This window comes from Ruminiclostridium cellobioparum subsp. termitidis CT1112 (assembly GCF_000350485.1).
Classification (GTDB): Bacteria; Bacillota; Clostridia; order Acetivibrionales; family DSM-1351; genus Ruminiclostridium; species Ruminiclostridium termitidis.
The window spans coordinates 13,450-28,326 of sequence record NZ_AORV01000018.1 but is presented as its reverse complement, the minus strand read 5'-3'; the positions used below and the strand labels follow the sequence as shown (position 1 = coordinate 28,326).

Sequence of the window (14,877 nt, the reverse complement as noted above, 5' to 3'; positions counted from 1 at the left end):
AGATGCGTAATTTTTTTGATAAGCCGCTGAAATACAAGATTCAAGGAACAGTAAAGTATATTTTTCTCCTTTTAGTGTCGGTCATTTCTCTGTATCCTTTCGTTTGGGTATTGATTACGTCATTGAAGGATAATAATGATATCTATGGTAATTCCTTTGGGCTTCCGCGCATATTCAGATGGGAGAATTACTCCGAGGCCTGGAAGAGTGCCAATGCAGGAAGATCATTTTTTAACAGCTTATTTGTATGTATGATAGCTTTGGTAATTCTGGCGGTAATTACATCCATGGGAAGCTATATATTGACCAGAGTGGCTAAAAGTAAGCTGTTATCCACATATTTTTCTCTGGGACTTATGATACCCATACATGCTTTATTGATTCCATCGGTATTAATCTTTAAATATTTAAAGCTAACAGATAATTTATTTAGTCTTATTCTGGTATATACCGCAGTAAATATTTCCTTCAGCATGTTTATAATGAACGGATTTCTGAAAAGCATTCCAAAAGAGATTGACGAAGCGGCAACTATTGACGGCTGCGGAAAAGCAAGGGTTTTCTTTCAGATATTATTACCCATAGCAAAACCGGGCCTGGCCACAGTAGCAACATTAGCTTTCCTGAATTGCTGGAATGACCTTTTGCTGGGCCTGGTAGTAATCTCAACACCCGCTAAACGGACATTATCCGTTGCAATATCGGTTTTAAAAGGATCATACCTGACTCAATACGGCTTGCTCTGCGCCGGTTTTGCAATATCAATTGCACCCGTAGTCATTATGTATCTGCTGTTCCAAAAGCAGGTAATAGCAGGTATGACAGCAGGAGCAGTCAAAGGATAAACTCGGCACGAGGCGGTACAGATAAAAATATGAGTTATGTAAAAATTATTTTATTTAATATTACAATTATTGACGCAGGTTATAAAGCTGATAGGCAACTGGCTTGCGGGGGAGGACTGGATGATAAAATTTACCGAAACCGGGGTTATGATTCATGGCATTGAAAAACCATTATACAGCGGTTCAATACACTATTGGAGAAGTGACAGGGAAAAATGGGATACCATTTTGGAACATATATGCAATATGGGCTTTGAAATCATTGAAACCTATATTCCATGGTCTGTTCATGAGTATGAAGAAGGAAAATTTGATTTTGGTGAAATAGAAAGTAACAAGGACTTGGATGGGTTCTTAAGTTTATGTGAAGAAAAGGGACTCCATGTTATAGTTCGTCCAGGGCCGCATATAAACGCCGAAATGACCTTTTTCGGATATCCTGAATGGATACTTATGGATGAGGATATCCAGGCAAGAACCCCATGGGGCTCAACTGTAGTATATCCATATGCAGCAAAGCAGTTTCCCATACCCTCCTATTCAAGTGAAAAATTATATGAAAAGACAGAAATTTATTTTAAAAAGCTGGCACCTGTTTTAAAGAAACATATTCATGAAAAGGGATGTATAATTTTAATCCAGGCTGATAATGAAACCTGCAACTTTTTTAGAGACAGGCCTTATATCATGGATTATTCATCTGCCTCAACCGATTTGTATCACAGGTTTCTGACAGAAAAGTACAATAGTATAAGTGAATTAAACCAGGTATACCGCAGTACATATGATGATTTCGTGGAAATTAAAGCTCCGTGGGGGTTTAAGGGAACGGTCAGGGAGGATTTGCCCCATTACTTTGATTGGGTTGAATATAAGGAATATCAGATACTTGATACCTTGAAAAGGATAATTGCAATATTGGAAAAATTAGAGCTGGGCATTCCTGTTTTCCATAATTGTGCTTATCAGGATTACACTCCGATTTCGGTCCAGCGGGCCGAAATGATTAATAAACTGGAGGTCGCAGGCATTGATGCATATCCTGAACCCGGTGATACTGCCATGCTTCGCAGGCGAATACGATATTTGGCGGGCAGCAGCAGACTTCCTTTTGTACCTGAATTCGGATCGGGTTCATGGTTTGACAGAGAAGTACTCCTTACGGCGGAAGAAGAGGAATTCGGCTATTTATATTCCATAATGAACGGTCTGAAGGCTGTTAACTTTTATATGCTGGTGGAGCGTGACCGTTGGAGCGGCTGCCCTGTCACAAATGACGGACGGAAACGGTTGAATTATTATAATATGTTCAGTGATATGGTAAAAATGATGAAAGAGCACAATCTGCATCAATATAAGAGAAAACCGAAAATTCTTATTATGAGGAATTATGATATGGGCAGATTCAGAGCGTTGTATTCCATTATGGATTTAAATACACTATCATCAAACTGCTTTATAAACGGTTTGGATATTCCCCATGAACTATTTATTCCAGAGGTAGATTTACAGTTGAACCTGGATTATACACCGGGAAATTACAGTGATGAAAAATGGGTGGAGCAGATTTCCGGAATTTTGGACTCAAAGCACTATGACTACAATTATTCGGATCACTATCTGCCTGCAGAAAAGTGGACAGAGTACGATGTCATTATTGCTTCTTCATATGATTTTATGGATAAAAAGGTTCAGGAGCAGCTTTTACAATTTTCTCAAACAAAGGACAAGCGCTTAATACTTGGGCCATATACTCCATATTTGGACCGTGATTTCAACAACTGCAGCCTTCTGGAGGAAGAAATCAAGAAGCATTCCAACGGGCAGATAATTCCTTTAAAGGATCCGGAAGCTTTTGATATAAGTATGATAAATACGAAAAGCCTTGTAAATAACATTGTTTCATGCGAAAACCCCAATATAGAAGTTTCTGTCCATAAAAACCATGTTAATCCTAAAATCCAGCTGCTTTATATAGCAAATAAAGCAGTTGAAGAACAAACAGCACTGTTGGAGTTCAAAGGTGTCTGCATATTTTCGGCCGTGTGGAGGAGCAGCGGTTCGGCAAAGGATAGCAGCCTTGTGATTGATATACCCGCACATACTGTTCAGATCTGGAAGGTAGAAATGGAGGAAGCAGCAAATGATTGACGGCAGAATCAAAATAGAGTTTTTAAAACCTGAAATATGGACAAACCTTGGAACTGTTCTTGCTCCACTTATAAATACAGGAAAGATACTTCATATCCTGGATCAGGGATCAGGAGTATATAAAGCTCAGACCTCAGACCATCAGAACTTTTCACTGGAAGCATATGTCAAAGGACAGGTACTCAGCATAGATGATATTTTTGTCGAATTTTCTGATATAATAGAAATCAGAGTTTACACTCCTGAGGGGCTGATAAGCTACTACGGTGAAATACAGAAAGCTACTGTTTATAAGCAGGATATAGATGATTACTTTATTGGTCTTTACCATGCTCAGGAGAACGGAGCCGGAATAAAGATATACAAAAGAAACAGCCAGACAATGAGATGTTATATGGAAAGGCTCAAAGCCTGTCTTAAAGGTGAAATTGATAATGCTGTGGTTTTTATATGGCTGACAGACAATGACAAATTGTATTTCAACTGTATTTTAGAGTTTATGAAAGGAAAATTAACACGCCTGTCTACTTCGGACAGGTACCCTGATGCTGATGAGGATTATGAATCGATTTATGGGATGATAAAGAAAGAATACAGCTGCAAGATTATTCCTGTCAGGATGGAGCTTAAAGACTATTTGCAAAAGGCAAAAGAGATCTGGCTGATGAGCCTGTGAATTATGAAAAAGTACCAAGTGTAAAGCCATTTATACAAAATAATGAATATGGTAATTGTTGTGAGACAATGGAGGGAAGATAATGCGGAATAGAAAGGCATATAACGGCAACAGCGGAAATGATGTGGTAATCAGAAGCCGTACTTCTCTTCGTTTCCGCTTTACTCTGGCTATGATTTTCATGGCGCTTATTCCCGGGATACTTTTATCTTTAATCTATTTCGGAAACATTAACAATTTCTACAGAGATAGAATTGAAATATATCAGGTAAATACTCTTAACATGATGAAATCGCACATAGAGGATACCATCAACAAAGGAAGAACTGTATCGGAACAGGTATTGGGACTGGCCGTCAGTTCTTCCATGTTTAATAATTATAACGAGATGAATTCTTATGAGAAGCTGATTTTACTCCGGAATGTGAATTCATTATTATCCAATATACGTGTATCTAATGATTCAGTAGACAATATTTATATGGTTACCTTTGACGGCAATTACTACACCTCAAATAAAGAGTGGAATAAGGAAGAATTTCTGAAAAGTGACTGGACTGAGGATGATGAAAAGCGGCAGGCGGGAGGGACGGTAACAATACCAACTCATACGGCAGCCTACAAATATTTGAGTGCAGGTTCAAATCCTCCGCTTGTTGCCAGCTTTGTGACCTATTTAAATAAATATAACGGAAACAGTGTTATACGGCTGATTCAGATCGACGTAAGTTATCAGAAGATAAAAGACGCAATGGATTTTATGGAAGTGACAGATAAAGATATGGTCTTTATTGTAGATAATGACGGTAAAGTCATATATGCCCCCGATAAACAGCAGGCAGGGAAATCTGCTGAACAGATATCAATTGCCGATAAGTCACTGGATACCATTTTGCAAAAAGCCGGTAATCATGATAAGGTAAATATAGATAGCATGACCATAAGAAGGTGTGCAATAAAAGGCAGCAACTGGAATATTATACAGATAAACAGTGATCAGATGCTCAGGCAGGAGCTGGCTAAATTCAGAGACATTTGGGTGACAATAGCTGTTATATGTATGCTGGCAGCAGGAGTTATTGCTTTAAGCCTGTCTTTAAGTATTACCAAGCCAATTACAAGTATTATAAGGAATATGAAAAAGGTAAGCAGGGGTGACTTTAATATTAAAGTTGATACTGTAGCCGATAAAGATCTTTCAGAACTTGTTGATAGTTTCAATATCATGATTTCTGAAGTGGATAAACTGATGAAGGAAAATATCCATAAAGAGCGGGAAAGAATGACTATGGAGCATATAGCTTTAAATTCCCAGATCAATTCTCATTTTCTGTATAATACTCTAAACGCCGTAAAGTGGATGGCTGTGAGGATAGGTGCCGAAGATATAGCAAAAATGGTTGTATCCCTGGTTAATATGCTGGAATACAGCTGCAGGCAAGTTGATACACTGGTACCAATTCCTCAGGAAATTCAGTTTATTAAAGATTATGTGTATATTCAGGAAGTCAGATATAATAATTCAGTTCATATTGATTATTTTATGGATAAGGAACTGGACGATTTTATGATTTTGAAAATACTATTGCAGCCCATTGTGGAAAATGTAATTCTTCACGGCTTTGGAGATGGCAGCAGTGATAACCGCATTACCATACGAGGTCAATTGTATGAGGACTTCATAAGAATTCAGATCAGAGATAACGGAAAAGGTTTTAATTTCATGGGCTTTGACAAGCTGACAGGTATAGGACTCCATAACATACAAGATAGAATCAGACTGAATTATGGCGATAAATATAAACTTACGCTGGAAAGTGAAATAGGGGAAGGAACCTGTGTTACTGTGACAATTCCTATAATAAAAAGGCAGGAGGTATCTGATGCAGAAAATATTGATAGTAGATGATGAGGCATTTGCCAGAACAGCTATAGAAGACAGTATTAAAGCAGCAGATAATACAATTCAGGTATTTACCGCTTCAAACGGTGATGAGGCGTTGAAGGTTTTGTCAGCAGAAGATATTGATATCATTATGACCGATATTAAAATGCCTGGTATGAGCGGTATGGAATTGCTGACTGAAATAAGAAGGTTGAAAATTGAAACAGAAGTAATAATTTTAAGCAGCTATAATGAGTTCGATTTAGTAAGGCAGGCTCTTCAGCTTGGTGCTTTTGATTATCTTTTCAAACCTGCTATGCTGCCAAATGATATTCTGGAGGTAGTAAAAAAAGCTTTTGTCCGTCAAAAGGACAGAATATCAAAGTCAAAGTCCGTAACTAACAAAATTGAGGGACATAACCATCCGCAGGACAGGGGAACATTCTTTTTTGAACTGCTGAATGGCTCCGGGATTGAACAAGACCGGTATCTTCAGGGATTGGAAAGGTTCAATTTGAATGGAAATATAAACAAAATAGTTGTTTCGGTGTTTAAATTGAATTTTTACCAGGAGAGCTTAGTCGAAAAATTTGAGAACAATATAAATCTTTTAAAAGCAGCTGTTTGTGAAGCTGCTAATGATATTTTGGGACAAGGAGCAATTCATCAATTTATAAGCAGTAATTTTTATGAATATATACTTGTTTCCTGGGATGGGGAAAATCTCACTAATAAGGAATTCACTGATAATGTTGAGAAAAAAATCCATCTGATTATAGAATTTATGAATACTAATTTTAAACTGGATTTTTCTATAGGAATAAGTAATGTGTCCACTACTTTTACCGATTTATCAAAATTATATCTGGAGGCTACTTTTGAAGCATCCAAAGGAAGTTTGGGAAGCGGGAACATATCGTATGCCTGGGAATTTAAAGGTAATATTTCTTTAAATAAGGAAATGAAAATTGCACTGGATTATATAAAGAATAAATTGGGAGATAAAAACCTGTCACTCCAGATGGTAGCCGACCATGTAGGTTTAAGCAGGAATTACTTTTGTAAAATTTTTAAACAAACCATGGGTGTTAATTTTATTGAATATATAACCAGACTCCGTGTAGAAAAGGCCCGGAATCTTTATATAAATACAGATATGAAGATATATGAAATAGCCGAAAAAGTGGGATATTCGGATTGGCATTATCTTTACAGTGTTTATAAAAAACTTTTTGGACATTCAATGTCACAGGAAAAACCGGGATTTCGGTAGAAAAGGTATTGTTAAAAAAATTAATCTTCTCTCATTCAAGTGACTGTTCCTCCGGATTTATCCAATATTGATCGGAGAGACTCAAGCCAAAACATTTCGCAAGGAGCTGCTAGCCAATCCAATAGAATATTGAAAAAATAAATGATAGTTTAACGATAACTATTTTTGTTTAGGCAGGTAGATGTGGAAAATACTGCCTTTGCCCTTAATGCTATCCACATTTATATGTCCAGAGTGTTGTTTAACAATCCATTCTGCAATAGACAGGCCAAGGCCGACACTGCCATCTTTTCTTGAACGCGATTTATCAACTCTGTAAAATCTTTGGAATATTTTACCTGAATGCTCTTCGGAGATGCCCTCTCCGCTGTCTGTAACACAAATTTCTACAGAGTCGCCAATGTCTTTTAGTGTCATTCCTACTGTTCCACCGGAAGGTGTATATTTAATACCATTATCAACGAGAATTACGGCTAACTGCTTGATTTTCGCTTCATCTCCGTAAAATTCGATGGGGTTTCCGTTAAAAGCCTGCAAATATATGCCTTTTTGCATAGCAACAGCTTCAAAAGGTATATAAGCTTCAAGAAGTGCCGTATGAAGAGGAAAACTTTGAAGCTCAAGAGTATCCTGATCAGAGTCCGCTCTGGCAAGAAGCAACAGGTCGGATACAAGCTTTGTCATACGCTTGTTTTCCGTTTGAATGTTTTCAAGCCATTTTATCTGGCTGGCAATTGTTTTTTCCTTTCTGTTGGAAAGGAGATCAATGGTTGTTTCTATGACAGATAATGGGGTGCGGAGTTCGTGGGAAGCATCAGCTACGAAGGCCTTTTGCCTGTTCCATGCTTCTTTTATTGGAATGAGTGATCTGTTAGCCATATACAAACTTGCGAAAAAAACAAGAACAAGACCACCTAAGCCTGCAAGCATAAGCACAATGAGCAGTTCACCAAGCATTTCATGTTCCGCATGCGTATTCACAAAGGCAATAAAGGTTTCATTGCTGCCAACTGAGCTTTTAAAAAATTGATAAGTTTCTTCATCAATGTCAACAACACCGTTGCTCCTTTTAGCTGCAAAGGCTTCGGAGATCATTTCAGATAGATGTGGGCTGTTTTGCAAATTCAAATTGGTGGATGTAGTTATGATCTTACCAGAAGAATCCAACCTTATATAAAAGTAACGGTATTGATGCTCTTCATGCTTATCATAGCCGTTTTTTTCCGGGAGATTGCTCACTCCTGCATTGGAAGCAATCAGATTGACCAATTGCTCTGTCTGATCATTCACTATTTTATTCATTACCAAAAATATACTTAAAACAAATACGATGAAAATAACACTTACGACAATAACGTTCGTAAGTGTAAGTCTAAACCGGAGTTTATTGAACATTTCAATCCTCCTTCAGGCAATAGCCAACGTTTCTAATGGTTTCAATCTGAATACCACACGCTTCGGGATTCAATTTTTTACGGAGATAATGAATATATATTTCAATATTGTTCATTTCCACATCGGAGGACATCCCCCATACTTTGTCTAAAATGTGCTCTTTCGATATAACCTGGCCCTTTTTTCTCATAAAAAGCTCCAGTAACTGTGCTTCCTTATAGGTTAGCCTTATTACGCCATTTCTGTTTGAAGCCTCGCAACGGTATATATCAAGTGAAAGGGACCCGGCTTTGAGTATATCTGGCTGGAGCTGTTCCGGCTGTCTTCTTGATAGTGCGCGGATACGCGCGAGAAGCTCCTTGGTTGAAAAGGGCTTTATAAGATAATCGTCAGCACCGGTATCAAGTCCTTCAACCTTATCTTCAATGGTGTCTTTTGCGGTTAACAGCAGTACCGGAGTTTTTATATTCTTGCTTCGTAATTCTTTTAAAACCTGTAAGCCATCTTTAAGTGGAAGCATCCTGTCAAGTATGATTACATCATGAATTCCGGTTTCAGCCAAATCCTGCCCATTTTCTCCGTCATATGCCGTATCCACGGAGTAGCTGTTATCTTCAAATATATTAATGAGAGCATCGGATAGTCTCTGGTCATCCTCAATTAATAAGAGTCTCATAAAAATACCTCCATATCGTTTATCATACCAAATTTGCCTTTAAATTACCTTAAGTAATTACTTAATAATCACTTAAGGTGTTTCAAAGGTTGATTCTGTAAAATAAGGATAGGACAGAAAATAAAATTGAAAGGGATGATAAAATGAAGGTTTTGGAAAAACTCAAAACAATCAAGCTATCCACCACAACGGGCAAGACTGCCATTTCAGACCTCGAAAAAAGTATATATACGCAGCTTACGCCTTAGCAGTATTATGCACTGCTGAATGGTACCAGCAATGAGACGAATATAAAGGACAAGGAAGGGTACGGAAGGCACAGAGACGAATCAGAAGGCAGATTTGAGCGTAGCGGGGGAGAAGATGACGAACGCGGGATGTCTAGCATGATAAAGGATGTAGTACTTAAAATGTTGAATGACATAAGTTCCAAATAACTGGTCAAGGTTTTCCGGTGCTTTGTTAAAGTGAATATTTAAGGACAAAGCACCGAAAGACCTTTGGTATTGTCATTCATGGGAGGTCTTGCCATGGAAGAATTAAAAAGCAAAATTTTAAATAAGGATGTGCAGTTGACATTCTTTTTTAATATAAAGCTTAAATGCAAGTTTTTAGATTAAATTTTTGCCTGTCTTAACCTATATAGGAAGCGCGGCAGCAACAGTCTCAATTTGCTTTCTGCTTATTGGGATTGGAAGCGCAAAGGTAAGGAATGCAGGAATTACGGCGTTGGTGTCACTTACTGTCAGCCATATCATCGTAGAAATAGTAAAGAGAAATGTCTGCCGAAAGCGTCCTAAAGACATGCTTGAAGAAATTAATGTTTTCAATGTGCCCATTGATTTATACTCCTTTCCATCGGGACATTCAACAGCTATATTTTCAATCGCTGTGACGGTATCCCTTTATATGCCGCTGCTGGCTTTTCTTGTTCTCCCAGCAGCCCTGATGGTTGGGCTATCCAGAGTTTACCTGGGAGTGCATTACCTGTCCGATGTAATTGCCGGTATGGTACTTGCAACTGCAACGTCGGTTTTATTTTACTGCATATGAGCGTAAGCGGTATTTATTTAAATAACAAATGATATGGAGTTTTTGTCATGATAAAAAATATATTGATTATATCTTCTGACTATACTGGTCATGGACATAAAAGCATAACCGAAGCTTTGTGCGAAAAATTTTCACAGTACGAAGACATCAATGTAAAAGTTATTGACGGATTTTCTCTTGGCGGGAAAGCCATGATACAGGTGGGGAAATCCTATGGACCAATCACTAGAAATGCTAAAGAACTGTGGAAGCTGATCTGGAAAATATCTTTGACCAAACCGCAGCTGATCGATGAAGCGGTAGAGATCATTATTAAAGATAACCTTTTAAATGTACTGGAACAGGTAAAGCCGGATTTGATTTTATCGGTACATCCAAATTTCAATGGTTCCGTGTTAAATATTATGGAGAAGTCTGGAATCCGGATACCTTTTGTTACACTGATTGCCGACTTGGTAAGTATAAGTCCTCATTGGACTAATCCAAAGGCAGATTGGATTATCAGCCCTACGTATGAAGCAAAAAACAAATGCGTATACTTTAAATTCCCGGAAGAAAAGGTTAAAATTCTGGGGTTCCCGGTGCGTTCCAGATTTTATAATCATCGGATAGGCTATCCGGATAAAGATGATAGATACAGACAGGATATACCCTTGAAGTGTTTAATCATGAGTGGCGGAGAGGGCTCGGGGAACATGAGTAAAATAGCTTCGATACTGCTGGAAAATTTCAACTGCACGGTAAAAATTGTGGCGGGCAGGAATAAGGCAGCAAAAAGGAAATTAGAGAATACCTTGTACGGAAAATTCGGACAAAAAGTAGAAATATACGGGTTTGTAAATAACATTCAAGAGTTGATGATGTCTTCTGATATAGCATTTACGAGAGGAAGTCCGAATGTTATCATGGAGGCTGTGTCCTGTAATGTCCCCCTGGTGATTACAGGAGCATTACCCGGACAGGAGCAGGGAAACCCTGAATTTGCTTCAAAATATAATTTGGGTGTGGTCTGTGAGGATCTGAAGAATTTACAGAAGACGATCAGTGAGTTGCTTTCTGACAATGCGCTTAAATTGAATCAGATAAAAAAGTCCCAAGAACAGTTTACCAATCCGGATACGGCAAAAAATATTGTAAATTTCATTTTGGGTCTGGATATTAAAATGGAGATTTAGATGGTAATTAATACGCAAAAAATAAGAATAGTTTATACCATATTTGTTTTTATTGTCCTTGCTGCCTTTGACAATATTGTCATCGGGCTTTTTCCGCCGCTTTTTTCACTGATCGCAAAAGATTTCAACGTTCATATTTCCTCTTTAGGGATCATATCGGCAGTGAATATTTTGGTTACTTCCTTATCTTCAGTCTATTGGGGGTACCTGGCAGGGAAAGGAAATCGTAAAAAATACATCATTATTGGAACGGTTATATGGGCCGCCTCTGTCTTCCTGACATCGGTTTGTAAAAATTACATACAGCTTTTTGTCCTGCAGGTTTTTACGGGGATTGGATTAGGCTGTATAGCATCAATCGGCTATAGTGTTCTGACGGATTATATTCCTCACAAATATAGAGGAATGCTTTTAAGCCTCTGGGGGATGGCACAGGGTTTTGGCGGAATTGCCGGAGCATTGATGGCATCCCTTATTGCGACCGCTTCAAGCTGGCGGACTCCCTTTGGAATTGTAAGTGTAATAGGCTTTTTTCTTTTGTTCCTGTATGTATTTATAAGAGAACCAAGCATGGGTGAATCGGAGCCGGAATTAAAAGAGTTCGTCAGAAATGGACAGGAATATAATTATAGAATTGAAATGAAGCATCTATACGGCATTGTTTCAAAGTCCAGTAACATATGGCTGCTGCAGCAGGGCTTTTTTATGAACATAACGACGGGTACATTGATATGGCTCCCTACCTTGTATATATCAAAAATTGAGCATTCAGGCTACAGTACACAGACGTCCATTGTTGCAGCAGGATATCTTTTTGCATTGCTTCAAATAGGAGGCTTGACCTCCTCCTATTTCGGGTATCTCGGAGATGTTTTCCAGCGCAAAACATATAAAGGAAGAGCGTACCTTACAGCGCTTGTCGTTTTCCTGGCTGCACCGATATATACGGCAATGTTCGCAATACCAATGAATCATCTGCGGCTGCCTGACGATAACAGTCCAATTTCTATTTTGCTATACTTATTGAAAGAGATAGTCCTAAACCCATGGACTATGCTGATGTTTATATTAGCTTTTCTCGCCACGGCAGCCCAGTCGGCCAATACTCCAAACTGGCTGGCGCTGATAACGGATGTAAATCTTCCGGAGCATAGGGCTACGGTTTTCAGCCTGGCAAATCTTATAGGCGGCATAGGAAGGACAATAGGCAATGTCGGGGTAGGAATTGTTCTCGCTTTCGTGTCCAATTTTACTAATGAACCCAACAGCTATATCATCACATTAACCCTGTTTCAGATATTTTTTGTTCCGGCTGCATTCTGCTATATCAAAATGGCCCGGTTAAATGTATATGATATTAAAAAAGTCAACCGAACATTGCGCAAAAGAGCCGGTACCGGATAACTTTTTTTGATCAGGAGCAAAGTTTTGGCCCCCTTTTTACTTTCTAATCCTGCTCTAATCTTTCTCTAATGGAATTCTAATCTTAATCCGGTAAGCTGAATCATATGGTTTTACGACCTGCATGAATTTCTTTACTTTGGCAGAATGTATTTATATATAAATGAGGAGAATGTTTCGATGGTTCCAACAACAATATTAATCGTTGAAGATGAAAAACAAATAGCAAGATTCCTGGAGCTTGAACTAAAGCACGAGGGCTATGCTGTTGAAATTGAATACGATGGCAGGGGGGGCCTCAGAAAAGCGGAAGAGAATGAGCCTGACCTGATTCTCCTGGACATTATGCTGCCAGGCATTAACGGTATGGAAGTATGCAGGAGAATCAGGCAATTTTCAGAGGTGCCTGTTATTATGCTCACAGCCAAAGATGAAACGACAGATAAAGTAATGGGACTGGATATAGGCGCCAATGACTATGTAACAAAACCCTTTGTGATTGAAGAACTCCTGGCACGGATCAGGGCCGTGCTGAGAAATAGAAATCAGTCCAAGCAACCGCAGAAAAGTCTTGCTGCAGGTGACTTAAGAATGGACCTGGCAAAGCGGCAAGTATTCAGAGGGGATGAAAGTATCGACCTCACAAAGAAGGAATATGATCTGCTGGAATACCTGCTCAGGAACAAGGGAATTGTTTTAACCCGTGATCAGATACTGGAAAACGTATGGGGGTATGACTATGCAGGAGATACCAATGTTGTCGATGTATATATCCGGTATTTAAGAAGTAAGATTGATGATGAACACGATACAAAGCTGATACAGACAGTACGTGGCGTAGGATATATTCTGAGGGAGGAAAAGGGATGAGAATGAACTTTTTCAAATTCACGAAAATATCCTGGAAGCTGACCCTTCTTTATGCATCCATATTTTCTCTGGTGTTGATCCTTTTAAGTGCTTCCGTACTCTACGGCATTAAATTCTATCTTGTGAACCAGTCCCTGCAAAAAGTCAAGAACATAAGCAATACAATAGCGGAAAGAATTGTGGGACCAACGGAGGAAAAAATGTCGTTGGAGGACCCTGAACTGATCGGAGAAGCCCGCACCGACGCCACAGTCAGCGTTAGAATAGCAAATCCCGAGGGTATCCTTGTAAATTCGGAGGACAGCTTTCATTTGAAGAAGATACCTTTCTCCTCATCACTTGATTCTGTGAGGAAAACAGAGTCGGATGAAATGCATTTAGCGATTGCAAACAGGCAGGTTTTAGCAGACGGTAAGACGAAAGCATATCTCCAGGTCGCGGTTAACATGGAAAATGAGTACATGTTTCTTAAAGTCTTATTCATTTTAATGGCATGTGCCGATGCGGTAGGCATTGCAATTTCCCTTCTTGCGGGTTATCTGATCAGTAGAAGAATGCTTTTACCCATTGACAGAATCACCAAGGCAGCCCAGAGCATAGGCATAAATAATCTGAGCCGCCGGATTGAGGTAAGTCAAGCCGATGATGAGTTATCAAGGCTCGCAGAAACCTTTAATGAGATGATTGACCGATTGAAACAGTCTTTTGACAAGCAAAACCAATTCGTTTCCGACGCTTCCCATGAGTTAAGGACACCTATATCTGTCATCCAGGGGTATATCGGTTTAATAGACCGTTGGGGTAAGGAAGATAAAAGTGTTCTCCAGGAGTCAATTGATGCAATAAAAAATGAAACGTCTGGGATGACGGATTTGATTGAAAAGCTTCTTTTTCTTGCCCGAGGAGACAGTGGAAATCAAAAGCTGCAAAAAATTCAATTTAGCCTAAATGAGCTGATGGAGGAAGTGTGTAAGGAAAGTCACCTTATTTCATCGATACATGATTTGCATTGTGATGTGGCCGGAGAGATTGCTCTTACAGCGGATAGAAAAATGATTAAACAAGCGCTGAGGGCACTCATTGACAACAGCTTTAAATTTACACCAACCGATGGGAAAATAACCGTTCACGCCGGGAGGGGAAATAATACCGTAAATATTGTCGTAGAAGATACCGGCATAGGTATTCCAGATGATGAGGTCAATAATATTTTCAACCGGTTTTACCGCGTTGACAAGGCGAGGTCGAAGGAATCCGGAGGGAGCGGACTGGGGTTGTCCATTGTAAAATGGATTGTGGATGCCCATGGAGGGAGCATCCGGGCTGAGAGCACGATAGGTGAAGGTACAGTCGTAGCCATTATGCTGCCCCAGACCACACTTTAGGAAAGGGAGTTATGATGTGAACATTAACAAAAGATTGGGTGAAATACTGTTTCATTTGATTTTTTTGCAAGAATAAACTAATAGTGGAAAAG

Annotated in this window: 12 protein-coding genes; 10 read left to right on the top strand and 2 right to left on the bottom strand. The window is 39.0% G+C overall.

Annotated elements, in window-relative coordinates:
* Positions 1–2: 2 nt before the first annotated feature.
* From CTER_RS03745 to CTER_RS03725, 5 genes are all read left to right on the top strand, one after another.
* Complete coding sequence (locus CTER_RS03745; RefSeq protein ID WP_004623834.1) at positions 3–845, top strand: carbohydrate ABC transporter permease; 843 nt, start codon at positions 3–5, stop codon at positions 843–845.
* 120 nt (positions 846–965) lie between these two features.
* Complete coding sequence (locus CTER_RS03740; RefSeq protein ID WP_004623835.1) at positions 966–2,996, top strand: beta-galactosidase; 2,031 nt, start codon at positions 966–968, stop codon at positions 2,994–2,996.
* Positions 2,989–3,672 (top strand): hypothetical protein, encoded by a 684-nt coding sequence (locus CTER_RS03735; RefSeq protein ID WP_004623840.1) that lies wholly within the window; start codon positions 2,989–2,991, stop codon positions 3,670–3,672. The genes CTER_RS03740 and CTER_RS03735 overlap by 8 nt, the downstream gene beginning before the upstream one ends.
* An 82-nt stretch (positions 3,673–3,754) precedes the next feature.
* Positions 3,755–5,581, top strand: a complete 1,827-nt coding sequence (locus tag CTER_RS03730) for a cache domain-containing sensor histidine kinase (protein ID WP_004623795.1) — start codon at positions 3,755–3,757, stop codon at positions 5,579–5,581.
* Complete coding sequence (locus tag CTER_RS03725; protein ID WP_004623790.1) at positions 5,556–6,830, top strand: response regulator transcription factor; 1,275 nt, start codon at positions 5,556–5,558, stop codon at positions 6,828–6,830. Before CTER_RS03730 ends, CTER_RS03725 begins: the two co-directional genes overlap by 26 nt.
* A 159-nt stretch (positions 6,831–6,989) precedes the next feature.
* Here CTER_RS03725 and CTER_RS03720 read toward each other — a convergent pair whose 3' ends face one another.
* Positions 6,990–8,225: a sensor histidine kinase gene (locus tag CTER_RS03720; RefSeq protein WP_004623800.1), complete on the bottom strand. Its 1,236-nt coding sequence runs from the start codon at positions 8,223–8,225 to the stop codon at positions 6,990–6,992.
* A 1-nt stretch (position 8,226) separates the two neighbouring features.
* Positions 8,227–8,901 carry a response regulator transcription factor gene (locus CTER_RS03715; RefSeq protein ID WP_004623802.1) on the bottom strand — a complete coding sequence of 225 codons (675 nt, stop codon included), beginning with the start codon at positions 8,899–8,901 and terminating at the stop codon, positions 8,227–8,229.
* Positions 8,902–9,525: 624 nt separating this feature from the next.
* Here CTER_RS03715 and CTER_RS03710 point away from each other — a divergent pair.
* The 5 genes from CTER_RS03710 (at position 9,526) to CTER_RS03690 (ending at position 14,785) form a co-directional block, all read left to right on the top strand.
* The gene (locus CTER_RS03710) at positions 9,526–9,954 is read left to right on the top strand and encodes a phosphatase PAP2 family protein (RefSeq protein WP_004623827.1); all 429 of its coding nucleotides are present in this window, start codon (positions 9,526–9,528) and stop codon (positions 9,952–9,954) included.
* Positions 9,955–10,001: 47 nt separating this feature from the next.
* Positions 10,002–11,129, top strand: a complete 1,128-nt coding sequence (locus CTER_RS03705) for an MGDG synthase family glycosyltransferase (protein ID WP_004623848.1) — start codon at positions 10,002–10,004, stop codon at positions 11,127–11,129.
* On the top strand, positions 11,130–12,533 hold the full coding sequence (locus tag CTER_RS03700) for an MFS transporter (RefSeq protein WP_004623843.1): 1,404 nt from the start codon (positions 11,130–11,132) through the stop codon (positions 12,531–12,533).
* Positions 12,534–12,710: 177 nt separating this feature from the next.
* On the top strand, positions 12,711–13,400 hold the full coding sequence (locus CTER_RS03695; protein ID WP_004623792.1) for a response regulator transcription factor: 690 nt from the start codon (positions 12,711–12,713) through the stop codon (positions 13,398–13,400).
* Positions 13,397–14,785 (top strand): sensor histidine kinase, encoded by a 1,389-nt coding sequence (locus CTER_RS03690; RefSeq protein WP_004623849.1) that lies wholly within the window; start codon positions 13,397–13,399, stop codon positions 14,783–14,785. The genes CTER_RS03695 and CTER_RS03690 overlap by 4 nt, the downstream gene beginning before the upstream one ends.
* Positions 14,786–14,877 lie beyond the last annotated feature (92 nt).